This window comes from Patescibacteria group bacterium, from assembly GCA_004297215.1.
Taxonomy (GTDB): Bacteria; Patescibacteriota; Patescibacteriia; order UBA9934; family GWF2-40-263; genus 2-01-FULL-63-20.
Window position 1 is genome coordinate 47,416 of the sequence record SCUM01000002.1, and the last position, 22,206, is coordinate 69,621.

At 64.1% G+C, this 22,206-nt stretch carries 30 protein-coding genes, 3 tRNA genes and 1 pseudogene; 3 read left to right on the forward strand and 31 right to left on the reverse strand.

The window, feature by feature from the left end; all coding sequences use genetic code 11:
• Nucleotides 1–20: 20 nt before the first annotated feature.
• Entirely contained in the window at nt 21–500 is a 480-nt protein-coding gene (locus tag EPO34_04360) for a hypothetical protein (GenBank protein ID TAK03271.1), read from the reverse strand.
• A gap of 89 nt (nt 501–589) precedes the next feature.
• On the opposite strand from EPO34_04360, the gene EPO34_04365 reads away from it, so the two are divergent.
• A complete protein-coding gene (locus EPO34_04365) occupies nt 590–2,095 on the forward strand; it encodes a bifunctional (p)ppGpp synthetase/guanosine-3',5'-bis(diphosphate) 3'-pyrophosphohydrolase (GenBank protein ID TAK03272.1) in 1,506 nt (501 codons plus the stop codon).
• A 27-nt stretch (nt 2,096–2,122) separates the two neighbouring features.
• Here the strand turns inward: EPO34_04365 and EPO34_04370 are convergent, their stop codons facing one another.
• Together EPO34_04370 and EPO34_04375 are read right to left on the reverse strand one after the other, a co-directional pair.
• Entirely contained in the window at nt 2,123–2,971 is an 849-nt protein-coding gene (locus EPO34_04370; protein TAK03273.1) for a ParB/RepB/Spo0J family partition protein, read from the reverse strand.
• Between the two features lie 10 nt (nt 2,972–2,981).
• On the reverse strand, nt 2,982–3,755 hold the full coding sequence (locus EPO34_04375; GenBank protein ID TAK03274.1) for a ParA family protein: 774 nt from the start codon (nt 3,753–3,755) through the stop codon (nt 2,982–2,984).
• 275 nt (nt 3,756–4,030) lie between these two features.
• On the opposite strand from EPO34_04375, the gene EPO34_04380 reads away from it, so the two are divergent.
• Complete coding sequence (locus tag EPO34_04380; protein TAK03275.1) at nt 4,031–4,441, forward strand: hypothetical protein; 411 nt, start codon at nt 4,031–4,033, stop codon at nt 4,439–4,441.
• Between the two features lie 106 nt (nt 4,442–4,547).
• Here the strand turns inward: EPO34_04380 and EPO34_04385 are convergent.
• The 3 genes from EPO34_04385 to EPO34_04395 all read right to left on the reverse strand — a co-directional run bounded on the left by EPO34_04385 (nt 4,548) and on the right by EPO34_04395 (nt 4,987).
• Nucleotides 4,548–4,624: transfer RNA gene (locus tag EPO34_04385), tRNA-Met, on the reverse strand.
• A 21-nt stretch (nt 4,625–4,645) separates the two neighbouring features.
• Nucleotides 4,646–4,722: transfer RNA gene (locus tag EPO34_04390), tRNA-Met, on the reverse strand.
• A gap of 179 nt (nt 4,723–4,901) precedes the next feature.
• Nucleotides 4,902–4,987 (reverse strand) — tRNA-Leu (locus EPO34_04395).
• An 85-nt stretch (nt 4,988–5,072) separates the two neighbouring features.
• On the opposite strand from EPO34_04395, the gene EPO34_04400 reads away from it, so the two are divergent.
• Complete coding sequence (locus EPO34_04400) at nt 5,073–5,537, forward strand: hypothetical protein (protein ID TAK03276.1); 465 nt, start codon at nt 5,073–5,075, stop codon at nt 5,535–5,537.
• 96 nt (nt 5,538–5,633) lie between these two features.
• Here EPO34_04400 and EPO34_04405 read toward each other — a convergent pair whose 3' ends face one another.
• From EPO34_04405 to EPO34_04525, 25 genes and pseudogenes are all read right to left on the reverse strand, one after another.
• Entirely contained in the window at nt 5,634–6,794 is a 1,161-nt protein-coding gene (locus EPO34_04405) for a glycosyltransferase family 1 protein (GenBank protein ID TAK03277.1), read from the reverse strand.
• Nucleotides 6,794–7,255: a ligand-binding protein SH3 gene (locus EPO34_04410; protein ID TAK03278.1), complete on the reverse strand. Its 462-nt coding sequence runs from the start codon at nt 7,253–7,255 to the stop codon at nt 6,794–6,796. Before EPO34_04410 ends, EPO34_04405 begins: the two co-directional genes overlap by 1 nt.
• A gap of 10 nt (nt 7,256–7,265) precedes the next feature.
• Nucleotides 7,266–8,423, reverse strand: coding sequence for a D-alanyl-D-alanine carboxypeptidase (locus EPO34_04415; protein TAK03279.1), 1,158 nt, complete (start codon nt 8,421–8,423; stop codon nt 7,266–7,268).
• Nucleotides 8,263–8,814: an SMC-Scp complex subunit ScpB gene (gene scpB / locus EPO34_04420; protein TAK03280.1), complete on the reverse strand. Its 552-nt coding sequence runs from the start codon at nt 8,812–8,814 to the stop codon at nt 8,263–8,265. The genes EPO34_04415 and scpB overlap by 161 nt, the downstream gene beginning before the upstream one ends.
• Nucleotides 8,815–8,889: 75 nt before the next feature.
• Nucleotides 8,890–9,588, reverse strand: coding sequence for a hypothetical protein (locus EPO34_04425; protein ID TAK03281.1), 699 nt, complete (start codon nt 9,586–9,588; stop codon nt 8,890–8,892).
• A gap of 68 nt (nt 9,589–9,656) precedes the next feature.
• Complete coding sequence (locus tag EPO34_04430) at nt 9,657–11,078, reverse strand: aspartate--tRNA ligase (GenBank protein ID TAK03282.1); 1,422 nt, start codon at nt 11,076–11,078, stop codon at nt 9,657–9,659.
• Nucleotide 11,079: 1 nt separating this feature from the next.
• Complete coding sequence (locus EPO34_04435) at nt 11,080–12,375, reverse strand: asparagine--tRNA ligase (protein TAK03283.1); 1,296 nt, start codon at nt 12,373–12,375, stop codon at nt 11,080–11,082.
• Between the two features lie 140 nt (nt 12,376–12,515).
• On the reverse strand, nt 12,516–13,178 hold the full coding sequence (locus EPO34_04440) for a hypothetical protein (protein TAK03284.1): 663 nt from the start codon (nt 13,176–13,178) through the stop codon (nt 12,516–12,518).
• A gap of 190 nt (nt 13,179–13,368) precedes the next feature.
• Nucleotides 13,369–14,142 (reverse strand): DNA repair protein RecO, encoded by a 774-nt coding sequence (gene recO / locus EPO34_04445; protein ID TAK03285.1) that lies wholly within the window; start codon nt 14,140–14,142, stop codon nt 13,369–13,371.
• Nucleotides 14,142–14,414, reverse strand: coding sequence for a hypothetical protein (locus tag EPO34_04450; protein TAK03286.1), 273 nt, complete (start codon nt 14,412–14,414; stop codon nt 14,142–14,144). Before EPO34_04450 ends, recO begins: the two co-directional genes overlap by 1 nt.
• 156 nt (nt 14,415–14,570) lie before the next feature.
• Nucleotides 14,571–14,975, reverse strand: coding sequence for a Holliday junction resolvase RuvX (gene ruvX, locus EPO34_04455; protein ID TAK03287.1), 405 nt, complete (start codon nt 14,973–14,975; stop codon nt 14,571–14,573).
• Nucleotides 14,972–15,748 (reverse strand): type I methionyl aminopeptidase, encoded by a 777-nt coding sequence (gene map / locus EPO34_04460; protein ID TAK03288.1) that lies wholly within the window; start codon nt 15,746–15,748, stop codon nt 14,972–14,974. The genes ruvX and map overlap by 4 nt, the downstream gene beginning before the upstream one ends.
• Before the next feature lie 2 nt (nt 15,749–15,750).
• A complete protein-coding gene (locus EPO34_04465) occupies nt 15,751–16,383 on the reverse strand; it encodes a nucleoside monophosphate kinase (GenBank protein TAK03289.1) in 633 nt (210 codons plus the stop codon).
• Nucleotides 16,384–16,484: 101 nt separating this feature from the next.
• Nucleotides 16,485–17,756, reverse strand: a complete 1,272-nt coding sequence (gene secY / locus EPO34_04470; GenBank protein TAK03290.1) for a preprotein translocase subunit SecY — start codon at nt 17,754–17,756, stop codon at nt 16,485–16,487.
• A 67-nt stretch (nt 17,757–17,823) separates the two neighbouring features.
• A complete protein-coding gene (gene rplO / locus EPO34_04475; GenBank protein ID TAK03291.1) occupies nt 17,824–18,264 on the reverse strand; it encodes a 50S ribosomal protein L15 in 441 nt (146 codons plus the stop codon).
• Nucleotides 18,265–18,274: 10 nt separating this feature from the next.
• Nucleotides 18,275–18,760: pseudogene (locus EPO34_04480) on the reverse strand (30S ribosomal protein S5).
• Between the two features lie 163 nt (nt 18,761–18,923).
• Nucleotides 18,924–19,310, reverse strand: a complete 387-nt coding sequence (locus tag EPO34_04485) for a 50S ribosomal protein L18 (protein TAK03292.1) — start codon at nt 19,308–19,310, stop codon at nt 18,924–18,926.
• A gap of 13 nt (nt 19,311–19,323) precedes the next feature.
• Nucleotides 19,324–19,878, reverse strand: coding sequence for a 50S ribosomal protein L6 (locus EPO34_04490; protein ID TAK03293.1), 555 nt, complete (start codon nt 19,876–19,878; stop codon nt 19,324–19,326).
• 1 nt (nt 19,879) lies between these two features.
• Complete coding sequence (locus EPO34_04495; GenBank protein TAK03294.1) at nt 19,880–20,272, reverse strand: 30S ribosomal protein S8; 393 nt, start codon at nt 20,270–20,272, stop codon at nt 19,880–19,882.
• An 11-nt stretch (nt 20,273–20,283) separates the two neighbouring features.
• Nucleotides 20,284–20,469 (reverse strand): type Z 30S ribosomal protein S14, encoded by a 186-nt coding sequence (locus EPO34_04500; protein TAK03295.1) that lies wholly within the window; start codon nt 20,467–20,469, stop codon nt 20,284–20,286.
• Nucleotides 20,470–20,476: 7 nt separating this feature from the next.
• Nucleotides 20,477–21,022: a 50S ribosomal protein L5 gene (locus EPO34_04505; protein TAK03296.1), complete on the reverse strand. Its 546-nt coding sequence runs from the start codon at nt 21,020–21,022 to the stop codon at nt 20,477–20,479.
• Nucleotides 21,023–21,026: 4 nt separating this feature from the next.
• Nucleotides 21,027–21,353, reverse strand: a complete 327-nt coding sequence (gene rplX / locus EPO34_04510) for a 50S ribosomal protein L24 (GenBank protein ID TAK03297.1) — start codon at nt 21,351–21,353, stop codon at nt 21,027–21,029.
• Between the two features lie 6 nt (nt 21,354–21,359).
• A complete protein-coding gene (locus EPO34_04515) occupies nt 21,360–21,731 on the reverse strand; it encodes a 50S ribosomal protein L14 (GenBank protein ID TAK03298.1) in 372 nt (123 codons plus the stop codon).
• Nucleotide 21,732: 1 nt separating this feature from the next.
• On the reverse strand, nt 21,733–21,984 hold the full coding sequence (locus tag EPO34_04520) for a 30S ribosomal protein S17 (GenBank protein TAK03299.1): 252 nt from the start codon (nt 21,982–21,984) through the stop codon (nt 21,733–21,735).
• Between the two features lie 10 nt (nt 21,985–21,994).
• Complete coding sequence (locus EPO34_04525; protein TAK03300.1) at nt 21,995–22,198, reverse strand: hypothetical protein; 204 nt, start codon at nt 22,196–22,198, stop codon at nt 21,995–21,997.
• Nucleotides 22,199–22,206 lie beyond the last annotated feature (8 nt).

Here is a 22,206-nt window from a genome sequence, read left to right on the forward strand (position 1 = left end):
TTTTCATATTTCAAGTTTTTCTAATGATGTCCTCCGCCTCCTTTCTTTCCATGGTCGCCTGTCTTGGCGTGGCCATGGTCCTCTTTCTTCTCATGCCCGGTTCCTCCGTCCCCGATCAGGCCGATCTTTTCCGCGCCCCACAAGAGGAAGCCGCCGATGAACGGCACTTCGCCGATCGCCTTCATGTGCTTCTCGCCCCACTTCTCAAGCGAGTGAAGCGACTTGTCGAGGCCGCCCATCCCCTTTTCGACGGCCCCGAGCGCGGCGACCGGGGTCGCGTAGAAGGCGTCCGCCGCCTTTTTTTCGACGGACTCCGCAAGACGGTACGCCTTGTCTTCGGCGCCCATGATCAATGAAGGCTTCTTGTCTTCTTCGTAGTCCTTAAGAGCCTCTCGGATGTTCTTCGCGTGTGCCGCCGCGTCGAGAGAGGGCGCCGGGGCGTCGCGCCGCCTATCAGGCGCGTCGCGCAGGTCTGGCCTTGGTGCCGAATCGATGGACATAGGGGTGTGGATATGTTTGCCTCATGATAGCACGGCTTTACAGACCATTCGCGCGGGCATACCGTATCTCATGCACGCCCTGAACGCCTATGCCGGAAATCGTGCATACCTTCGAGGAATTGGCCGCCTTGGTCAGGCGAACGTACCGCGCGCCGGATTTGGATTTGCTGCGCCGCGCGTATGAGCTGGCGGCGGAGGCGCACAAGGGGGAGAAACGCGAGACCGGGCATCCGTTCATCACGCATCCGCTCGCGGTCGCCTACAAGCTGGTGGAAATGGGGATGCACGTGAACGTGGTCACGGCCGGGCTCCTCCACGACGTCATCGAGGACACCGGGATCGAGCTCGACGAGGTGCGCGAGAAGTTCGGGCCCGACGTGGCCGCGCTGGTGGACAGCGTCACCAAGCTGAAGAAGATCAAGTACCAAGGGGTGGAGCGCTACGTGGAGAACATGCGCAAGATGTTCCTCGCCATGGCCTCCGACGTGCGCGTGGTGTTCATCAAGTTCGCCGACCGCCTCCACAACCTGCAGACGCTCTACGCGCAGCCCGAGCATAAGCAGCTGCGCACCTCGCGCGAGGTGATGGACATCTACGCCCCCATCGCGGGACGCCTGGGCATGGGCGAGATGAAAGGCGACCTGGAGGACCTCGCCTTCGCCTACCTCCAGCCCAAGGACTACGAGCGCGTGCGCCGTATCATGGAGACCCGCGTCCGCGAGAAGGGCGCCTACGTGGACCGCATGATCGCGCGCACCCATGCGGTGCTTGCGGGAGCCGGGCTTTCCGAGGCGCAGGTGCACGGGCGCGTGAAGCGCATCTATTCCCTATTCCGCAAGCTCACCAAGTACGGCAACGACCTGTCCAAGGTGTACGACGTGATCGCGGTGCGCATCATGGTGGGAGACGTGGAGAAATGCTACGCGGCGCTGGGCGTACTGCACCAGGCCTGGAAGCCGCTCCCCGGCCGCGTGAAGGATTACATCGCCCAGCCCAAGCCCAACAACTACCAGTCGCTGCACACCACCGTGTTCGGCGACGAAGGCGAGATCGTGGAGTTCCAGATCCGCACCCAAGAGATGCATGAGATGGCCGAGTTCGGCATCGCGGCGCACTGGCGGTACAAGGAGGCCGGCATGCGCCCCACGGAGAACCTGCGCTGGATGGAAGAGCTCGCGGCCATCCAAAAGGAGATCGCCGGCAAGGAAGGGTTCCTGGAGCGCCTCGAGGCGATGAAGATCGACGTGTTCAAGGACCGCATCTTCGTGTTCACTCCCAAGGGGGACGTGATCGACCTGCCCGACGGCGCCACGGCCGTGGATTTCGCCTTCGCCATCCACAGCGAGATCGGGAACAAGATGACGAGCGTGAAGGTGAACGAGCGCCTCGCGAACCTGGATACGGTCCTGTACTCCGGAGACATCATCGAGGTGGTGACCGACCGCAACCGCAAGGGCCCGAATCCGGACTGGCTGAAATACGCCAAGACCCGCCACGCGCGCGAGAAGATCAAGGACGCCACCAAGCACAACGTGAAAGGCTGGCTCGCGGGCATGCTCCACGGTCGCGAGAAGAAAGGTGAAGAGGCACGATGACAAAAACGGGCCGTCGGCCCGTTTTTCCTATTCCGACAGCTTGTCCAAGAGGTCGATCAACTCCTCTTTCGAATAGAACTCGATCGTGATCTTCCCCTTTCCTCCCTTTTCCTGGATGGAGACTTTCGTCCCGAGAATCTCCCGCAGGCGCTTCTCGTGCGCGGCGATGTTCGGGTCTTTCTTCCCGGCGCTCGACGGCCTCTTTCCCGCGCTCGCGTGGCTCACGCGCGCTTCGGCCTCGCGCACCGAGACGCCGCCTGAGAGCATCGCCTGGTACAAGGCGCGGCGCTTGGCCTCGTCCGGCTCGGCAAGGAGCGTGCGCGCATGGCTCTTGGAGAGCCTCCCGCCGCGGATGGCGATGAGCATCTCCTCGGGAAGGTCGAGCAGGCGCAGGACGTTCGCCACCGCGCTGCGGCTCTTGCCCACGCGCTTGGCCGTGTCTTCCTGGGTAAAATTGAACTCCTCGATGAGCGCCTTGTACGCAAGCGCCTCCTCGACGGCGTTCAGGTCCGCGCGCTGCACGTTCTCGATGAGCGCCCATTCGAGCTTCTGCTGCTCGGTGGCGTCGCGCACGATGGCCGGCACCGTGCCCAGCCCGGCCGCCATGCTCGCGCGCAGGCGCCGCTCGCCGGCCACGAGCTCGTACCCGCCCTGCACGCGCGTGACGATCACCGGCTGGAGCACCCCGTGCTCCTTGATGGACGCGACGAGGTCCGCGAGCTCCTCCGGCGCGAAATGCGCGCGCGGCTGGCGCGGGTTTGGGCGGACCTGGGCGACCGGGATCTCCGTCACCTCGCGGCGCGCCGAAGGGATCACCTGTTCGGTGATCGTCTGCTTTCCGGGAATAAGCGAACCCAACCCCCTTCCGAGCGCCATAGTCGATCCATTATATCACCCCTTCCTCTCTCATGATGAATTCCCTCGCGAGACGCTCATACGCCTTGGCCGCCTTGGAACCCGGATCGTACTGCTGGATGGTCTTCCCGAAGCTCGGCGCCTCCGCGAGCCTCACGCTCCTCGGGATGACGGATCGGAAGATCTTGTTCGGAAAATAGCGGTAGAGCTCCTCGAGCACCTCCTTGGACAGCCGCGTGCGCGAGTCGTACATGGTGATCACCGCGCCCATCACGTCAAGCTCCGGCTTCACGTTCTCCTTGATGAGGTTGATGGTGTTGAGGAGCTGTCCTACCCCTTCGAGCGCGAAGTATTCCGCCTGCACCGGGATGAGCACCGAATCGGCGGCCACGAACCCGTTGAGCGTGATGATGCCGAGGCTCGGCGGCAGGTCGATGATGACGTAGTCGTAGTCGTTCTTCACTTCAAGCAGCGCCTTGCGCAAGAAATGCTCGCGGTCGGCCACCGTGACGAGCTCCACGGCCGCCCCGGCGAGCGCCTGGGTGGCAGGAAGCACCTTGAGCCCCTCGTGCGTGGTCGGCAGCACGGCGTTGCGGGCCGGCACGGCGCCCACGAGCGCCTCGTACACGCCGTGAGGAATCGTCCGGTGATCGATACCGAGCCCCGAGGAGGCGTTCGCTTGCGGGTCGAGGTCCACGAGCAGCACGAACTTGCCGGCGTCGGCAAGGTACGCCGCCAGGTTCACGGACGTGGTGGTCTTCCCCACCCCGCCCTTCTGGTTCGCGATCGCCACGACATGCCCCATATCGCGGGTAGTATAGAGGAGGGGGGAGGAAAGCGGAAGGGTGAAAAATGGCGGGTTGACACCCGATTCTCGCTGCCCTAAGGTCTTCCGGTCAGCCATCAAGGTCATGGACCGAGAAAAGGACACGTTTCAATACCAGGCAATGCCCCTGCGGTTGTCCACCGCCCGGAAGAGAGACGTGAAACCTGGCTGTACGCTTAAAGAGGAGGAAGGCTGCGATCCGAGGATGCTGCAGATCCGAGGATTGGGCGGGATCCGCCGTAGGGGCTCTTTTCATGGGAGGGAACATGGCTCGGATCCGTCATCGCAAACGGATCGGCCTGAACCCTGATCCGGACTACGAACTCGTACTCGAAGAGTATCGGACGCGCGTGCGTGCGACCGTGTCATTCGAGGCCGTGCTGAAGCGCCTCGGCTATACCTTCCGGAAGACCGCGCACGGGAACCTGGTTCGATGCTGCCTCTTCCACGCAGAGAAGAGCCCGTCGCTCCGGTTCGTGACGCGCGCCGGATTCTTCTACTGCCACGGCTGCAAGGCGGCCGGCGACGCGGTCGAGTTGGTCCGCAGACGGCTCGGTTCGCACGGCGCGTTCAAATTCTTCCGTCGCCACTTCGGCATCGAACCGCCGAACAACCGGAAGTTCTATCTCGACCGGCTGAAAGCGCGCGGCGTATGGCTTCCTTGATCCGACGGTCTGACCGTCGGATTTTTTATAACAAAAACACCCGTCCGGAGAGCGGGGTCCTTCGACAAGCTCAGGACAAAAAATCCTCTCCGAAGAGAGGATTTTTTGGTTGCGGGGGCGGGATTTGAACCCGCGACCTCCAGGTTATGAGCCTGGCGAGCTGCCTGGCTGCTCTACCCCGCGATCATTCTGCGTTGAGAATCCTGGTAGCTGGGGCCGGGATCGAACCGGCGACCTCAGGCTTATGAGTCCCGCGCTCTAACCAACTGAGCTACCCAGCCATAACCTCGTAACCAAGTCCGACGCGCTGATGCGGTCGGACCCCCGACCCCCCAGAATCCCTTTGGGCGTCGGGGCTGAGCTACCCAGCCATCATGGCTCGGAAAGGATAGTCGATTGCCACATCTTTGGCAAGTCTCGCTGGCACCGCCAGCCGAAGCTCCTCTCAAGGAGCGAAGGCTGGTGCTGGAGGAGGGAGTCGAACCCTCATGCCCTTGCGGACAGCGGATTTTGAGTCCGCCGCGTATACCATTCCGCCACTCCAGCGCGGGGCGAATGTAACACGTTTTTCTCTCATCGTCCATCCCTTCCCATGCCCGGGGATTCGTGGTACCTTAGCCCCGTTCAAGCTATGACCCTCACCACCCACGCCACCCTGGGCGCCGTCATCGGAGGCGCCACCGGGAACCCCGCCCTCGCCTTCGTCGGCGGGTTCGTGTCGCACCTGCTCATCGACATGATCCCCCACGGCGACACCGGCATCAGCGACAACTTCCGCGTGCACAAGACCAGGCAGAATCGCGCGGTCGCCTACGTGACAGTGGACGCGATCGTGGCCATCCTGTTCGTGCTCGTGATTGCCAACACGCGTGACATCGACCACACGCGCACGTTCACCTGGGGGATCATCGGCGGCGTGCTGCCGGACCTGCTCGTGGGCGTCTATGAGATTACCAAGACTCCGTTCTTGAAGTGGTTCAACGTGGTGCACTTCTTCTTCCACGACTTCTTCGTGAAACGCCGCGGCGACGTCCCGCTGTACTACGCCCTCCTCGCCCAGGTGGTGCTCATCGCGTATTTGCAGACGAAGTTGTGAAGGTGGTAAAGGTTTGAAGGGTTGTAAGGGTTTGAAGAGTGATGGACAGCCGGTCATATGCCGGCTGTTTTTCGATTCCAACACTCTTACAACCTTTCAAACCCTTACAACCTCTTCTAGAACTTTCAACGTCTCCCTCGCCGCCCGTTCCCACGTGAACGCGGCAGCTCTTCGTTTTCCCTCTTCGACCAGCTCTTTCGTCCCGTCAGGCAAGAGCAGGCACTGGGCGAGCGCGAGCGACATCGCTTCCGCGTCGTCGGGAGCCACCAGGATGCCGGCATCGCCCACCACTTCCGGGAGCGCCCCGCCGGTGCTCGCGATCACCGGCACCCCGGCGGCCATGGCCTCGAGCGCGGGGAGCCCGAACCCTTCGTGCCAGGACGGGATGAGCAGTGCTCCGGCGCGCGCGAGCAGGCTCCACTTCTCCTGCTCCGTGACGGCGCCGAGCACGCGAACCAGGCCGTCCGGCGCATGCGCGCGCCACGCCTCGTTCACCGCGTCCGCGGCCGCGAGCGTATCCTCCGCTTTCCAGCCGATCGCTCCGGCGATCACGTAGCGCGATCCGGCGGCGCGGTCCGGACAGCGGCGAAGGTACGCGTCGAACGCGCGGATCGCGGTCGCGTAGTTCTTGCGCGGCTCCACCGTGCCGATGGAGAGCACCAGGTCGTCGGGCTGCGACGCGCGCGCGAAGGCGTCCGGAAGCGATACGCCCTCATGGATGACGACGGTCTTCCCCGACGATTCGGGGAACCGCGCCGCAAGCGAGGCCCGTGTCGCCCGGGAAACCGCGATGACGGCCGCGGCCCGGCGCACGCTGCGCGGGAAGATGAGTCGACGCGACCAGTTATCCCGGTCGCCCTCCGGAAACCAGTCGGGATGGTCGTACACGGACAGGTCGTGGACCGTGACGACCGACGGCCCGCGCCAGCCCAGCGGCGCTTCCCCGCTCGGACAAAACAGCAGGTCCGGCCGTTCCATCATGAGCCGGATCGGCGTGACGAGATGCCTCCCGACAAACGGCAGTCTCCTCCTCCCCATCCTCACGACCCTGAGGCCTGTGGCCTTGTCCGCCTGAGGCCTCACCGCCTTCAACTCCTCCTCCTCCCGTCGCGAAAACGCCGCCGGGACGGCGACGACGAGCGGATGCGAGGTAAGCGCGCAGAGCGCTCGGACGATCGACCAGGTGTAATGGCCGATCCCGGCGCCGCGGCTGCCGTCTAAGGCGCAAATGTCCCTAGCGTCGATGGCGATGGTCATCAGAAGAGGGCGATACCGCCGGTGGTGACGGCGAGGATCGCGAGGGCGGACACGAGCACGCCCAGGGCGATCGCCGGGAACGCCACTGCGAACGGGATCCCGAACAGCACCGAGAGGAGGGTCGCAGTCCACATGCCGGTGCCGGGGAACGGCGCGACGACGAACACGAAGATCGCCACGGCGCTCGCCGTCTCGAAGGACTTCCGATGTTTTTCCTTCACCGCATGGAAATACGTCTGCATGAACGCATGGAACCGCGGACTCACGCGCTCGAGGGACCGCAACGCGATCGGAAGCGTGAGGTAGATGAACGGCACGGGGACCAGGTTGCCGATCACGGATGCCGCGAACGCCACGAACGTGGGGAGCTTGTACGCGAGGATTCCCAATGGCAACGCGCCGCGCGTCTCGATGACGGGCAGCATGGCAATACACATCACTTGGATCCAGGCGGGGATCATGGGAGGCAGGTCATGACTTCTGTTCGTCAGGCCATTTGTACACCTTAAAGGCCCACGCGGCGAGCGCTTTCGCGTCCTGGAACCGGCCGTCCTTGCTGTCGGAGCCGAGCACGACCACGATGACCTCGTGGCCGCCCCCTTCGGAGACGATGGAGCCGAAACAGTATCCGGCCTCCGGCAGGAATCCGGTCTTCCCGCCCACGATGCGGTAGGGCGGCCTGTTCATGAAGGTGCCCAGCAGGTCGTTCGTGCTCTCCACGCGGTAGGTGCGTCCCGACGCGCCGCGGATGTCCACGGCGGAGAGCTCGGTGGCCGCGCGGATCTCCTCCACCTGCATGGTGCGGTCGATCATGCGCACGAGGTCCGGGGCGATGGACCGGTTGTCGGAGGAAAGCCCGGTCTCGTCCACGAACGTGGTCTTGCGCATCCCCATCTCGGCGGCCGTCTCGTTCATGCGGGCCACGAAATCCCCGCCCGGGAGGCCGGAGAGGCGGACGAGCGCGGCGGTAGCCGTGTTGTCCGACCCCACCAAGCTCGCGCGAAGGAGGTCGCGAACCGTCACTTGGTCGCCGCCCGAGAGGTGCTGCACGCCTCCCGCGCGGACGTCGGAGGACTGGATCTCCGCCGGGGCGGACAGGTCAGGCCGACCTTCCAGGAACACGTACGCGGTCATGAGCTTGGTGATGGATCCGATGGAACGCGGCTCCTCGGCATTCTTCTCGAACAGCACCTCGCCGGTCGCGCGGTCCACCACCATGGCGCTCACGGCCGTGGTCACCACCCCGAGGCTCTCCGCCTCCACTTTCACAGGCTTGCGGTCGCCCGCCTCCGGAAGGATCGGCCGGGCCATGAGGGAGAGCGCGTCGCGGACCCCGGCGCCCTCGCGCGGGGCGGACACGGGGAGCGTGGCCGCGCGTTCAACAACCCCCGCGTCGATCGGGAACATCTGGAACAGCGTCGTGGCAAGGATGAGTTGGGCGGCGAGCCGGATGATCATGGGGTCAAGGCTATTCGGCCGGCATGGCGTTGAGCTCCTCGAGCATCTTGCCGATGCGCTCGTTGCCGTGGAGGTCGCCGTATTGCGGCAACTCCGACGCGGCGTGCACGCCGAGGTGGCGGAGGAACTTGAGCGAGACGGTGTACACGGGCTGGAGGCGCGCAACGTCATCGGCCTCCTCGATGAGTCCGCGCAAGGCAAGGTTGCGCAGGATGAGGGAGCAGTTGATCCCGCGGATCTGCTCGATCTCGGGCTTGGTGATCGGCCCGCGGTACGCGATGATCGTGAGGGTCTCCAGGCTCGGGCGCGTCAATTCCCCGCTCGCCTCCTGCTTGAGCATCGCCGCGAGCGCCTCGGCGCATGAGGGGTTGGTGGCGAACTGCACGGCGCCGTCAGCTTCCACCAGGTGAATGCCGCTCGTTTCCGCGTTGAAACGCGCCTTCACGTCGTCGAGCGCCTCGCGCAGCACCTCGTCGGACACGCCAAGCGCCTTCTTGAGCGTCGTGACGGTGAGGGGCTTCGCCGAGGCGAAGAGGATGGCTTCGAGGGTCGTGGTGATCATAGGAGGAGGCGTGAAGGCTGTAGGCGTGAAGGCATCAGGGGATTCCTGGGGCCTTGTCGCCTGAGGCCTTCCGGTCTAATCAGCTCTCGCGATCGTGATGTCCGCGAAAGAATCGCTCTGGGCCACGCGCACCACGCGCTGCTTCACGAGCTCGAGCAGCGCGAGGAAGCTCACCACCACGTCCACCTTGCTCGCGGCGCCGGCGGACACCTCGCGGAACGTAAGCCGCGCGCGTTCGAGGATGGCGCGGTGGATGTCGCGGATGCGCTCTTGGACGGACACGACGCGTTCCATGGCCGTCTGGCGCAAGGCAAAGAACGGCTCGAGGCGCTTGAGCATGACGTGGAAGGCGTCGGCGAGCGTCTGGGGGGAAATCCCTTCCGGCGGCGAGAACGAGGCGACGGCGACGGCCTTGGCACGCTCGCGCGCGAACATGTTCGCCGGGGCGTTCCACAGCGCCTCGATCCCCTTGCTCGCGTCCGCGAACTCCTTGTACATCTTGAGCTGCAGCGCGAGCGCATTGCCGTCCACTTCTTCCTCCACCGCGAGCTGCGGCAGGATCGCCTTGCTCTTGAGGAGCAGCAGCTTGGTGGCGACCATCAGGAAATCGGCGAGCTCCTCGGCCGGCACGTCGGTCGCGTTCACGTAACGCAAATAGTCGTCCGCCACCTTCGCGAGCGACACCTCGGTGATGGGCAATTCCTCCCGCTCGATGATCTCAAGCAGGAGCTGGAGCGGCCCGGAAAATTTCTCAAGGGAGACGGCGAAAGGCATGAGGGCGTGAAGGCGATAAGGCCTCAGGGATTATACCAGTTTTCCTGCGGCCTTCCTGCCTGAGGCCTTCACGCCTTCCGAATATGCACCTCCCGCAGCGCCTTCTCGGGCATGTCGCTCGGCGCTCCCATCATCGGATCCCGGGCGTCGCCGGTCTTCGGGAAGGCGATGACCTCGCGAATGTTGGGCTCATTGCACAGGAGGGCGATCAGGCGGTCGAGGCCCAGCGCGATGCCGCCGTGCGGAGGCGCGCCGAAGGGGAACGCCTCGAGCATGTGCCCGAACTGCGCCTTGATGTCATCGAGCGCGAACCCCATGATCTCGAACACGCGCTGCAGCGCCTCCGGCTCGTGGTTCCTTATGCTCCCGCCCCCGATCTCAAACCCGTTGAGCACGACGTCATACTGGCTGGTGAGGATGCTGCCGATGTCCTTCTTCCCCATGAGCGCCTCGCGGTGCTCCGGCACGGCGCGCGAGAACGGGTTGTGCGTGAACGTCCATCCCTGTCCTGAGCCTGTCGAAGGGCCGCCATCCTCCGTCTTCTCAAAGAACGGGAAGTCGATCACCCAGCAGAACGCGAGCAGGTTCGGGTCATTCTTGTCCTCGCGGATGTCCGGCCGATCATTCCCATATTTCTCCATCGACTCCTTGTAGCTCATGCGCGGGAACGGTACTTGCTGGATGCGTTTCTCCGGCGACTGCTCCTTCACGAGCTTCACGAGCATCCCCTCGATGAGCCCCATCACGTCCTCGCGCTCCACGAAGCTCATCTCGAGATCCACCTGCGTGAACTCCGGCTGGCGGTCGCCGCGCTGGTCCTCGTCGCGGAAGCACCGGGCGATCTGGAAGTAACGCTCCTTCCCGGCCACCATCAGGAGCTGTTTGTGCTGCTGGGGCGACTGCGGGAGCACGTAGAACTTGCCCGGATGCACGCGGCTGGGCACCAGGAACTCGCGCGCGCCCTCGGGCGTCCCCTTGGTGAGAATCGGGGTTTCCACCTCGGTGAAGTGCTCGCCATACAGGTGTTCGCGGATGAACCGCGTGATGGCGCTACGCTTCCACATGTTCCTGTGCATCCGGTCCGAACGCAGGTCGAGGTAGCGATACTTGAGGCGCAGCTCCTCGTTGATCCCGCTCGTGTCCTTATCGATCTCGAACGGCGGCGTCTCGCAGGCGTTGAGGATCGCCACGCGCTTGGCCGAAAGCTCCACGGCGCCGTTGCGCTCCCCTTCCTTCGCCTGCTTCGCGCCGCGCGCCTTCACCTCGCCCTCGATCTCGAGCACGTACTCGGTTTTGATCGAGTCCACCGCCGCGGCCACTTCAGGCGACAGGTCGGGCTTGTAGCAGACGACCTGAAGGATGCCGCTGCCGTCGCGCAGGTCAATGAACACCAGCTTGTCGCCCATCACGCGCACCGACTTCGCCCACCCCTTGAAGGTCGCCGTCTGCCCGGCCATGTCCGCCGCGTCGTGAATCCAGGTTCGTTCCATATTACGGGGTGAGTCGGTTAATGAGCCTCGGGAACGGGATGGTCTCGCGGATGTGCTGCACTCCGCAGATCCAGCCCACGATGCGCTCGAGGCCGTAGCCGAAGCCGCTGTGCGGGACCGAGCCGTACTTGCGCAGGTCGAGATACCACTGGAATTGGTCGACGGGCAGCGCGTGCTCCCTGATGCGGGCGAGCAAAGCGTCGTGGTCGTCCTCGCGCTGGCTCCCGCCGATGATCTCGCCGTAGCCTTCGGGCGCGAGCAGGTCGGCGTTGAGCACGCGCGTGGGATCGGCCGGGTCCCGCTTCATGTAGAACGCCTTCACGACGGCCGGGTACTTTTCCACGAAGATGGGGCGGTCGTACTGCTTGGTGAGGATCGTCTCGTCGTCGGCGCCCAAATCGTCCATGTCGCCGATGTCGCTGCCCAGCTCGCGCAGCTTCTTCACCGCCTCGGCATGCGTCATGCGCACGAACGGGGCCTGCACCTTCTTGAGCGGCTCGACGTCACGCTCCAAGATCTTGAGCTCGTGCGCATTCTTCGCGAGCACGTCCGCAACGATGCGGCATATGAGCCCTTCCTGGATGGCGAGGTTCCCCTCGTGCTCCACGAATGCGGCCTCGGCGTCCATCATCCAAAACTCGGTGAGGTGCCGGCGCGTCTTCGATTTCTCGGCGCGGAACACCGGCCCGAAGTCGAAGCAGCGCCCGACGCTCATCACGGCAGCTTCAAGATACAGCTGCCCTGACTGCGACAAGTACGCCTTGCCGAGCTCGAAGTAATCCATTTCGAAAAGCTCGGTCGTCCCTTCGCACGCGTTCGGTGTGAGGATCGGCGAATCGATCTTGATGAATCCCTGCTCGTTGAGATAAGCGAAAGTAGAATTGATGATCGTGTTGCGCACGCGCTGGATCGCCCACTGCTTCTCGCTGCGCAGCCACAGGTGGCGCTGGTCGTGGAGGAAATCCGGCCCGTGGTCCTTCTTGCCGATCGGATAATCGTCCGGCGCGATTTGGATTGCCTTGAAGGAGGTCCCGTCAAGTTCAAACCCGGTCCCGGCACGATCCGGCTTCACCGTCCCCGTGACGATGACCGACGACTCCAGGCGGATGCTCTCAAGGATCGCCCACTGCTCTTGCGAAAGCGCCGCCTTGGAATAGACGACCTGCACGCGCCCGGTCCCGTCGCGGAACTGCAAAAAGAAAATCTTCCCGCTGGAGCGGAAGTTGTACGCCCAGCCTTTAAGCTCGATTTCTTGGCCAACGTGAGCGCCGATTTCGGAGACGGTCGTCGAGGTCATAGCATCCAAAGTCAGCGCAAATTGTAGCGAAAAGACTCGGAAAAGGCAATGAAAAAACTCGGAGTCTAGGGTTGGGGCCCATAGAGATCCGAGCTTTGAGCAGTTCAAATCACAGGTTCACCGTGAAGAGTCGGTTCAGATCAGGGGAAGTGACCATACTTCTCAAATTCCCCCGGCTCGGCATCGAGTTTGTAGCCACCAAGCTGGAGCGCGGGGTGGTCGGCGTTGTGGCCGATGTGCTCATGGTAGAGCCAAACGATGGTGAGACTCTCATCGGTAAAGGTGTACCACATGGTGGAATACTTGGCATAATCCACCACAGCCCACTCCACTGTGGGTTTGTGGTTGTCGGTGTCATGACCCATCAGGCGGTTCTTGCCGGATTTCAGACAGTCCAAGCGTCGCGTAAGAAATCCGCGCACGCGCTCGATGCGGTTCGCATGCATCTCGAAGGTCTGCTCGACTCCCTTCTCCCCTTCCCCTTTGCGGATGCGTAGGGTGAGGAACGTTTGGCGGCCCTTTGGGAGCTCCGGTGCGCTCTTCGCGAGCGCGTCGAACGTTTCTTCGCCGTATCCCCAGCCCTCTTCCTCGTTGGCGATCCGGAACCGATTGATGAGCTCCTCCACCGGCAAGGCGAAGGGGTTGGAGTCCCTAAACGACCGATAGGACTCCAACATTTGGCCGAACAACGACGGGTCCTCAACGATGTTTTTGACCTCCTCGGCCGTCATGTTCGACGCAACGATCACGCGCTCGAACGCCATCCATTCTCCGAGGGTCAATTCTTTCGGAAGGCGAGCCATGTGGCGAGCCCCTTTCTTGTTGCCGCGTGGCGAGTATGAGTCGTCCAACCATCTGAACACCCATGCGAACCATTGTTTGAACGCGGCCATTTATGGCCGAGATTCAGCCCCAAATTACCGCGTTCAAGCACGACTCTTTATTAAAAGAACGACTGCTAAGAGTAGATGAAAAGGAGACTTTTGTCAACCCTTAGACAATGCACGCGGCGCGGAGGGAGTTCGCTGGAATCGTCGGGAAATGGGAGATGATGAGGCTTTCCACGGCCTCGTGGAACGCCTCAAGCGTGTCGGCGGGGAGGTGCGGGCGCAGCTGGTGCTCGAACCGTTCGGCAAGCGCGAAGCGGATGAGCTTGAGCGTCTCGTCCTTCATGGGCCGGGCGGCGAACCATTGCGAGGCGTCGCGCGTGGCGCACCCGTCGCACACCACGCCGCCTTTGGGGGCGTACCAGCGGTAGGAGCCGGGGCGCAGCGCGTCCTTGCACGCGAGGCAGTTGGCGAGCTCGGGACGGTAGCCGATGATGGCGAGAAGCTTGAGCGCGAACGCGGCGAGCAGGAACCCGGCGCGTTCGGCGGAGAGCGCCGGCGCCTCGTCCACGGCCGAAAGGAATCGCTTGAGTTCGTCGTAGAGCACCGGATCGGCCTCGTGCGGCTTGGTGCCGATGTCCACCAGGTGCAATGCGCCGGAAACGAGCGTGAGCTTGCCGGGGTCGGTGTACAGATTCGAGAACGCACGCACGCGATCCGACGCGGCCACGGTGAAATATTGCCGCCCGTCGACCAGTAACAGGTCGATCTCGGCTGGCATCTCAAGGTGCGGCGTCAACTTCGCAAGCGGCTTGTGCCCGCCGCGCGCCAAAAACTCCACCTTCCCGTACCCGTCCGTGAACGCCGAATACCACCGATCGGCTTCCCGGTGGTCCCGCCGCGAAAGCACGACGCCGGTTGTCCGAAAGAGGGTGGCCATCAGGGGGACGTCTTCGCGGGCATCTTTTTCCTCACGACCAAGACCGCCACCCAGGCTCCGGCCATAGACGGCAGCGCCTGGACGGCTTGGTGGAGCCTGTCGTCCGCTGACGCGAGCAGAGATACGGAATATAGCGTGATGAACGCGGCGAGCGAGACGGCTGTCCGCATCTTATGGCCGGGTGCCGTCGCGGTGCCGAAAAAGACGAAACAGAAGGCTGCCAAGCCCCAGACGAGCGCGAGGATCCCCTCTCGGACGAGAAGGTATCTCATAAAGCCGCTCGTCCATGAGACGCCGAACTCCGGGATAAGCCGCGCGAGCAAGAATGCCAAAGGGACGATGCAAATGACGAACAAGCATCCGGCAGAAAGGAAGGCGACGGGAAGGATGAGGACCCATCTCAGGATGCGCGTTGATCGGTTCATAGCCTAGGTGCGTTCGATCCGCCGGCCCAAATACTGCTGCACGATGAGCATCGCCGCGAGCGCATCCTCTTCCGCGTCCGACCCCTCTTCGCGCTGGAGACGGATGCTTTCGGCCGTCGTATAACTTTCGTCTTCTTCGACAACGGGAATCGAGATAGCTCCCTCAAGGGCTTTGATGAACGCGCGCGTCTTGTCGAGCTGCGCCGAGCTGTGATGCCCGCCGGTCGAAAGTGGGACCCCGACGACGATCATGTCGATATCCTCCGCACTGACCCGCTTCGCGAAGACGCGGATCGTCTCCTCCCCACGGTTCGGCACCACGTCGAGCGGCACAGCGACACCTACGGTGCTGTCCCCGAACGCGAGCCCGATCTTCTTGTCGCCGTAATCGATGCCGAGGATCCTCATACGGGCAACGGCGTGATGATTTCCGGCCCATCCTTTGTGACGACGATCGTCACCTCAAAGTGCGATCCGCGCTTGCCATCCGCCATCACCACGGCCCAACCGTCGTCGGCGGTCTTCACGCGGTAGTCGCCTTCGCCAAGCATCGGCTCGAGCGCAAGCACCATCCCCTCCTTGATCTTCACCTTGGGGTGGTGCGGGCTCGTGAAATTCGGCACGTGCGGCGCCTCGTGCACCTTGTGGCCCACGCCGTGGCCCGTGAGCGCGCGCACGATCCCATACCCGTGCGGGCCCACGGACCTCTCCACCGCGCGGGCGACGTCTTCGATCTCCCCGCCGACCTTCACGGCCGCGACCGCGTCCATGAGCGCCTGACGCGTCACGCGAATCAGCTTCGCCGCCGCCGCGTCCACCTTCCCGACCGGAACCGTGACGGCCATGTCCGTGCACAGCCCCTCAAACCAGCACCCGATGTCGAGCCCCACCACGTCGCCTTCCTTGAGCGTGAGGTCGCGGTTCCCCAGGCCGTGCACCACTTCCGCATTGATGGATACGCACACCGTACTCGGGAATGGCGGGTCGTCCTTGTCATTCTGATAGCCAAGGAACGACGGCGTCCCTCCCCCGTCACGGATCACCTTCTCCGCGACCGCGTCGATGTCTTTCACAACGGCCCCCGGCTTCACGGCATCCACCGCCGCCTTCAATGCGCGCGAAAGCAGCGCCCCGCCCCGGCGCAGTTTCTCGATCTCTTCCGGGGTCTTGGTCATGGACATAGCTACCGATCGATTGCCTTCACGATGCGATTGTGGATCTCCTCGACCTCGCCGACCCCGTCGATGCGGCGCACCAGCCCTTGGCCGCCATACACCGCGATGAGCGGTTCGGTCTCTTCTTCGTAGATCCTGAGGCGCTTCTCGATGGCCTCTGGCGTGTCGTCCTTGCGCACATCCATGCGACCGCCGCATTCGCAGGCGTCGCCCGGCTTGCGGCCGTCCTTCATGCTGTACACGGTGCCGCATGTGAAACAGGTCAACCGACCGGACAGGCGGCGCAACGATTCCTCTTTCGGGACCTCGATGACGACCACGTGCGTGGGCTTGTCGAAGGTGAACGCCTTGGCCTGCTCCTTGCTTCGCGGATAGCCGTCGAGAAGATACCCGTTCTTGACATCCGACTGGCCGAGACGCTTGCGCAGTACGCGCGCCGCGGTCTGGTCGCTCACCAGGTTGCCGGGGGCGATGATGGCGTCGATTTCCTTGCCGAGCGCCGAGCCGGTGGCGATCTCGTCGCGCAACAGCTGCCCCATGCTGAACGCCGGGATCCCGAGCTCGCGGGCGACGAGCTTGGCTTGGGTCCCTTTGCCGCTTCCTTGCGGGCCGAGCAGGAGGATTTTGAGGGGGGCATTCATACGAAACCGATGATAGCAGCGTTACGAACCAAGGAACAGCTACTAAACAACGAAACTACGATCAGTTCGTAGTTTCGTAATAGTTCGTTGGTTCGTAACGATTACAGCTCGTACTCCCTCATCGTCAGCTGCGCCTCGATCTGCTTCACCGTGTCGATCACGACCGAGACCACGATGAGCACCGAGGTGCCGCCGATGATCAGGCTCGCGTTCCCGCTGGTCGCCTGGACGACGTTCGGCAATACGGCGACGATGGCAAGGAACGTGGCGCCGGCGAGCAGCAGGCGGTTGGTGATCCACCCGAGATACTGGGCGGTCGGAACCCCCGGACGGATGCCCGGGATGAACCCGCCTTGCTTCTGGAGGTTCTCCGCCACGCGGTCCGGATGGAAGATCACGCTCGCGTAGAAGAAGGTGAAGGCGAACACGAGGACCGCGAACGTCGTCGCGTACACCGTCTGGTTCTCGAACATGCGTATGATCCACTGGGCGGCCTCGCGCACGGCCGGGGTGGTGGCGTTCACGAAGAACTGGGCGAGCGTGGTCGGGAACAGGATCATCGAGATGGCGAAGATGATCGGGATCACGCCGCCGAGGTTCAGCTTGAGCGGGAGGAAGCTTGAGACCGCGCCGGCGAGCCGGCTGCCGCGCATCTGGCGCGCGTATTGCACCGGGATCTTGCGTACCGCCTCGTTCATCACCACGATGGCGACCACGGTGACCACGACCACGGCCGCGAACCCGAGGACGGTGACGAGCTGCGAACGGTCGTACGTGGCGAACGCCTGCGAAAGCCCGCTCGGAAGCCCGGCGATGATGCCGGAAAAGATGATGATCGAAATGCCGTTGCCGACGTTCTTCTCGGAAATGAGCTCCCCGAGCCACATGAGGAACACCGTGCCGGCGGTCATGGCCGTGATGGCGAGCACAACGGTGAACGCCGTGCTGTCGGTGAAGATGGCCTGGCCGGAGGCCTGGGAGCCGAACAGGAGGATGAGGCTGTACCCCTGGAGGAACGCGAGCGGCACGGTGAGCAGGCGGGTCCAGCGGTTGATGCGCGCGCGTCCCTGCTCCTCCTTCTGCATCTCCTCCATGCTCGGGACGATCATCGCGAGGAGCTGGAAGATGATGGACGCGGTGATGTACGGGCCCACCCCGAGGGCGACCACGGAAAAGTTCGTGAGCGTGCCGCCGGAGACGAGGTTCAGGAGCCCGAACAGCTGGTTGCCGCTCGCGAGGCTCGTGAGCGCGTCCGGGTTCACCCCCGGCACCGGCACGTGCGCGGCGAACCGTGTCACCACGAGCAGCGCGAACACGAACAGGAGGCTCTTGCGGACCTCGGGGGATTTCCAGATGCGGCGGATGGGAAGCATAGGGGGATATTTAGAATGTAGGATGTAGGATGAAGGATACCATCCTACAGTCTTCATCCTTCAGTCTTCAGTTCAAGATGCTGCCGCCCGCCTTCTCGATCTTCGCCCTGGCGCCGGCGGACACCGCGAGGCCGGACAGGGTGAGGGCGATGCCGATCTTCCCGTCGCCGAGCACCTTCGCGGGAGCGGTCGGCGAGGAGATGAGTCCCTTCTTGCACAGGAAGGCCGGCGTCACCTTGGAGCCGTCCGCGAAGGCGCGGGCGAGGTCGGAGACGTTCACGGCTTCCACCTCTCGCGCGAGGCTCTTGAACCCGCGGCGCTTCGGGATGCGCATCATGATGCGGCGCAGCCCCATGAGCTTGAGCCCGGCCTTGCCGCCGGCGCGGGCGCGCTGACCCTTGGCGCCCCGACCTGAATACGTGCCGCCTTTGGACAGGCCGCGGCCCACGCGCTTGCCAGCGCGGCGGGAACCCTTCTCAGGCTTGATGGAATGCAGGGTCATCGACATAGGATTGGGGTTAGGCCTTGGGCTCTTCCGTGGGGTTCTCCGCCTTCGGCGAGCGGGCCGGACGGGCGCGCAGCTCGCGGATGGCCGCGAGCGTGGCCTGGGCGATATTGATCTTGTTGCTCGAGTTCATCACCTTTGAGACCGCGTTCGGGACGCCGGCCATCTCGAGCACGATGCGCGCGGCCCCGCCGCACTTGAGGCCGACCCCCTTCGGGGCGGGCTTCAGCAGCACCTCGGCCGAACCGAACTTGGCATGGACCGCATGCGTGATCGTGTCGTTCTCAAGCGTGATGCGCACCATGTGCTTCTTGGCCTGGCGGTACGCCTTGTCCATGGACAGCTGCACGTCGGCCCCTTTCGCGACGCCCAGGCCCACGCGACCTTTCTTGTCGCCGATCACGAGCGCGGCACGGAAGGACATGCGCTTCCCGCCGGCCGTGACGCGCGTCACGCGGTCGAGCGCGAGCGTCTTCTGCTCGAACTCCCTCGCTTCACGGTCGGAACGGCCGCCGCTCCTGCGCGGACCGCCGCGACCGGCACCGCCGCCTTGTCCGCCGCGACCGGGAGCGCCACCGGGGCGCGAGCTTCCGCGCGCGGAGGCGCGAGGAGCGGAGCCGGCGGCGGGAGGCGTTGCGTTGGGTTTCTTGTCGTCCATAGCATTAGAAATTCAATCCGGCTTCGCGGGCGCCGTCGGCAAGTGCGGCCACGCGGCCGTGATAACGGTAGCTCCCGCGGTCAAACACGGCCATGGTGACGCCGAGCGCCTTTGCCTTCTCGCCAAGGGCCTTCCCCACCGCGCGGGCGACCTCGACCGGCTTCATATGTTCCTTTCCGCCGGAGGCGGATCCGCCTTTGGCGGACACGTCGCGATCGGAAGCGGCACAAAGGGTGCGGCCGGCCCCGTCGTCGATGAGCTGCACGTACACGTGCTTGGCGCTGCGCTTCACCGTGAGGCGCGGAGCTTCCTTGGTGCCGCGCACCACGGCACGCACCCGGGCGGCGCGGCGCATGGCGGAAGCGCGTTTCTTCGCAATGAGGTTGGTCATACGGGATTCGCGTTTATTCGGCGGCCTTGCCCGCGGCCTTTCCGGCCTTGCGGCGGATCGTCTCGTCCAAGTACTTGATCCCTTTGCCCTTGTACGGCTCCGGCTTCTTCAAGGAGCGGATCTGGGCCGCGATCTCTCCCACCTGGATCTTATCAGGCCCGCTCAGGGTGATCACGTTCTTCTCCACCTTGGCGGTGATCCCTTCCGGGATCGGGAAATCGATGTCGTGGCTGAACCCGAGCGCAAGGACGAGCTTCTTGCCGGAAAGGGTCACGCGGAAGCCGACGCCGTTCACTTCGAGCGCCTTGGTGAACCCGGCCGTGACGCCTACCACCATGTTGGCGATGTTGGCGCGCCAGGTCCCCCAGAGGGAGCGCTCAAAGACGTCCTCCTGGTCCTTCACCGTGAGCTCCACGGCTTTCCCGCCCTCCGCGAGGGTCACGGACACGGCCGGGTGCACGGTGGCGCGAAGCTCGCCCAGAGGCCCCTTCACGCAGACCTGCTGGCCGTCGATCGTCACCGTGACAGCCTCGGGGACGGGGATGGGTTTCTTGCCGACGCGGGACATATCAGGAAATTTCGCAAATCACCTCGCCGCCGAGCCGGCGGGAGCGCGCTTCGCGGTTCGTCATGAGGCCGTTGGGGGTGGAAATGATGGAGATGCCCATGCCGGACATCACCGGGCGGATCTCGCCGGTCTTCATGTACACGCGGCTTCCGGGCTTGCTCACGCGCCGCAGCGTGCGCAGGCGCGGACGGTCGTGCTCGTAGGCGAGCGCCACGCGGATCATCGCATGCGGGACCTGCCCGGTCTTCTCGACCGAGGACAGGTACCCTTCGCGCTTGAGGATGTTCGCGATGGCCTCCTTGAGGTTTGAGTGCGGCAGCTCCACGACGTCGCGACGCACGGCAAGCGCGTTGCGCAGCCGGGTGAGCATGTCGGAAACGGGGTCGGTGATCATAGGAGGTGGGCTTACCAGCTGGCCTTCGTCACCCCGGGGATTTCCCCGCGGTTCGCGAGCTCGCGGAAGCAGATGCGGCACAAGGCGAACTGGCGCATGAACGCGCGCTTGCGCCCGCAGCGCCAGCAGCGGTTCACCACGCGCGTGGTGAACTTCGGCTTGCGGGCGGACTTGGCGACCTGGTTTTTCGTGGCCATAGGGGGTTTAGGCGTTCTTCTCCTCGATGGGCATCCCGAGCGCTTTCAGGAGCGCCAGGGCCTCGGGCTTCGTCTTCGCGCTGGTGCCGATCGTCACTTGCAGCCCGTGCACCACCTCGATCTCGTCGCTGCGGATCTCCGGGAACGCGATGTGCTCCTTGAACCCCATCGTGTAGTTGCCCTGGCCGTCGAATCCCCTCTCCGGCAGGCCGCGGAAGTCGCGCATGCGCGGGATGGAAACCTTGATGAGCTTCTCCAGGAAATCCCACATGCGCGCGCCGCGCAGGGTCACCTTCATCCCGATCACCATCCCCTCCCGGATCTTGAAGTTGGAGATGGAGATGCGGGCCTTGGTCTTTACCGGCTGCTGCCCGGTGATGCGCCGCAGCGTGGACTCGGCGGTCTCCAGGAACTTGGCGTCCTTGAGCCCCTTGCTCAATCCGACGTTGAGGGTGACCTTGGTGATTGCGGGCACCGCATGCACGTTCTTGTACCCGAACGCCTGGCGCAGGGCCGGGATCGCGACGGTCTTGTAGTGTTCTTTCAATGCCATACGGTTAGCCGATATCCTCCGTTCCGCCCTTCGTCCGAAGGACGCGCACCTTCGTCCGCTTGCCGGCGGTCTCGAGGAACTTGTAGCCGACGCGGCCCGTCTTCCCGCCCTTCCCGACCACCATCACGTTGGAGGCGTGGAGCGGCGAGGGGAACTGGATCTTCTGGCCTTTCCCGCCGGAGGCGCGGTTGCCGCGCAGGTGACGCGTGGCGAGGTTCACGCCCTCGACCACCACGCGATTGAGCGACGGGAACACTTGCAGGACCTTGCCCTGCTTGCCCTTGTCCTTTCCCGCAATCACGCGGACGATGTCTGTGGTCTTGAGTTTCATAGGGGTCTAGAGCACTTCCGTGGCGAGCGAGATGATCTTCCCGAATCCGCGGGCGCGCAGCTCGCGCGCCACCGGCCCGAAAATGCGCGTCCCCTTGGGGTCCTTGGTCTTCGGGTCGACGATGACGCCGGCGTTCTCGTCGAAGCGGATGTAGGTGCCGTCCTTGCGGCGCGTCTCCTTATGGGCGCGCACGATCACCACGTGCACCACGTCGCTCTTCTTGACGGTGCCGTGAGGCGCGGCTTCCTTGACGACGGCGTTCACCACGTCGCCGATGCCGGCCACGTCCTTCTTGTACCCGCCGCGCACGCGGATCACCTGGAGCTTCTTCGCCCCGGTGTTGTCGGCCACTTTCAGCATTGTGCGATGTTGCACCATATCAGGCCTTGTTGATCACGCGCCACCGCTTGTCGCGGCTGAGCGGGCGGGTCTCCACGAACGAGACGGTCTCCCCGGCCTTGTGGACGTTCCCCTCGTCGTGCACCTTGAACTTCCGGCTTTGCACGTAGCGCTTGCCGTATTTGGGGTGCACGACGGTGCGGTCCACCCGGACGACGATGGTCTTGTCCATCTTGTCCGAGACGACCGTCCCGACGAACGTGCGGGCCGTGGTCTTTTGAGGATGTTCCATAACGGGTCGGTTAGGCGGAAGCCTTCTCGGCGAGGACCGCGTTCACGCGGGAAAGGCGCAGGCGCGTCTCGCGCACCTCGCGCACGTCCTTCACCTGGTTGCTCGAGAGCTTGAACGCGCGGTCGCGCAGCCGCGTGCGCAGGATCGCCCGCTCGCGCACGAGCGCCTCGGACGACTTGCCGCGCAGCTCCTTCAATTCGTCGGTACGCTTCATATCGCGGG

Bases quoted from the DNA above. Each gene is read 5' to 3' on its own strand.
- EPO34_04360 (TAK03271.1), bottom strand. From the start codon at position 500: ATGTCCATCGATTCGGCACCAAGGCCAGACCTGCGCGACGCGCCTGAT.
- EPO34_04365 (TAK03272.1), top strand. From the start codon at position 590: ATGCCGGAAATCGTGCATACCTTCGAGGAATTGGCCGCCTTGGTCAGG.
- EPO34_04370 (TAK03273.1), bottom strand. From the start codon at position 2,971: ATGGCGCTCGGAAGGGGGTTGGGTTCGCTTATTCCCGGAAAGCAGACG.
- EPO34_04375 (TAK03274.1), bottom strand. From the start codon at position 3,755: ATGGGGCATGTCGTGGCGATCGCGAACCAGAAGGGCGGGGTGGGGAAG.
- EPO34_04380 (TAK03275.1), top strand. From the start codon at position 4,031: ATGGGAGGGAACATGGCTCGGATCCGTCATCGCAAACGGATCGGCCTG.
- EPO34_04400 (TAK03276.1), top strand. From the start codon at position 5,073: ATGACCCTCACCACCCACGCCACCCTGGGCGCCGTCATCGGAGGCGCC.
- EPO34_04405 (TAK03277.1), bottom strand. From the start codon at position 6,794: ATGACCATCGCCATCGACGCTAGGGACATTTGCGCCTTAGACGGCAGC.
- EPO34_04410 (TAK03278.1), bottom strand. From the start codon at position 7,255: ATGATCCCCGCCTGGATCCAAGTGATGTGTATTGCCATGCTGCCCGTC.
- EPO34_04415 (TAK03279.1), bottom strand. From the start codon at position 8,423: ATGACGTTGCGCGCCTCCAGCCCGTGTACACCGTCTCGCTCAAGTTCC.
- scpB (TAK03280.1), bottom strand. From the start codon at position 8,814: ATGATCACCACGACCCTCGAAGCCATCCTCTTCGCCTCGGCGAAGCCC.
- EPO34_04425 (TAK03281.1), bottom strand. From the start codon at position 9,588: ATGCCTTTCGCCGTCTCCCTTGAGAAATTTTCCGGGCCGCTCCAGCTC.
- EPO34_04430 (TAK03282.1), bottom strand. From the start codon at position 11,078: ATGGAACGAACCTGGATTCACGACGCGGCGGACATGGCCGGGCAGACG.
- EPO34_04435 (TAK03283.1), bottom strand. From the start codon at position 12,375: ATGACCTCGACGACCGTCTCCGAAATCGGCGCTCACGTTGGCCAAGAA.
- EPO34_04440 (TAK03284.1), bottom strand. From the start codon at position 13,178: ATGGCTCGCCTTCCGAAAGAATTGACCCTCGGAGAATGGATGGCGTTC.
- recO (TAK03285.1), bottom strand. From the start codon at position 14,142: ATGGCCACCCTCTTTCGGACAACCGGCGTCGTGCTTTCGCGGCGGGAC.
- EPO34_04450 (TAK03286.1), bottom strand. From the start codon at position 14,414: ATGAGATACCTTCTCGTCCGAGAGGGGATCCTCGCGCTCGTCTGGGGC.
- ruvX (TAK03287.1), bottom strand. From the start codon at position 14,975: ATGAGGATCCTCGGCATCGATTACGGCGACAAGAAGATCGGGCTCGCG.
- map (TAK03288.1), bottom strand. From the start codon at position 15,748: ATGTCCATGACCAAGACCCCGGAAGAGATCGAGAAACTGCGCCGGGGC.
- EPO34_04465 (TAK03289.1), bottom strand. From the start codon at position 16,383: ATGAATGCCCCCCTCAAAATCCTCCTGCTCGGCCCGCAAGGAAGCGGC.
- secY (TAK03290.1), bottom strand. From the start codon at position 17,756: ATGCTTCCCATCCGCCGCATCTGGAAATCCCCCGAGGTCCGCAAGAGC.
- rplO (TAK03291.1), bottom strand. From the start codon at position 18,264: ATGTCGATGACCCTGCATTCCATCAAGCCTGAGAAGGGTTCCCGCCGC.
- EPO34_04485 (TAK03292.1), bottom strand. From the start codon at position 19,310: ATGACCAACCTCATTGCGAAGAAACGCGCTTCCGCCATGCGCCGCGCC.
- EPO34_04490 (TAK03293.1), bottom strand. From the start codon at position 19,878: ATGTCCCGCGTCGGCAAGAAACCCATCCCCGTCCCCGAGGCTGTCACG.
- EPO34_04495 (TAK03294.1), bottom strand. From the start codon at position 20,272: ATGATCACCGACCCCGTTTCCGACATGCTCACCCGGCTGCGCAACGCG.
- EPO34_04500 (TAK03295.1), bottom strand. From the start codon at position 20,469: ATGGCCACGAAAAACCAGGTCGCCAAGTCCGCCCGCAAGCCGAAGTTC.
- EPO34_04505 (TAK03296.1), bottom strand. From the start codon at position 21,022: ATGGCATTGAAAGAACACTACAAGACCGTCGCGATCCCGGCCCTGCGC.
- rplX (TAK03297.1), bottom strand. From the start codon at position 21,353: ATGAAACTCAAGACCACAGACATCGTCCGCGTGATTGCGGGAAAGGAC.
- EPO34_04515 (TAK03298.1), bottom strand. From the start codon at position 21,731: ATGGTGCAACATCGCACAATGCTGAAAGTGGCCGACAACACCGGGGCG.
- EPO34_04520 (TAK03299.1), bottom strand. From the start codon at position 21,984: ATGGAACATCCTCAAAAGACCACGGCCCGCACGTTCGTCGGGACGGTC.
- EPO34_04525 (TAK03300.1), bottom strand. From the start codon at position 22,198: ATGAAGCGTACCGACGAATTGAAGGAGCTGCGCGGCAAGTCGTCCGAG.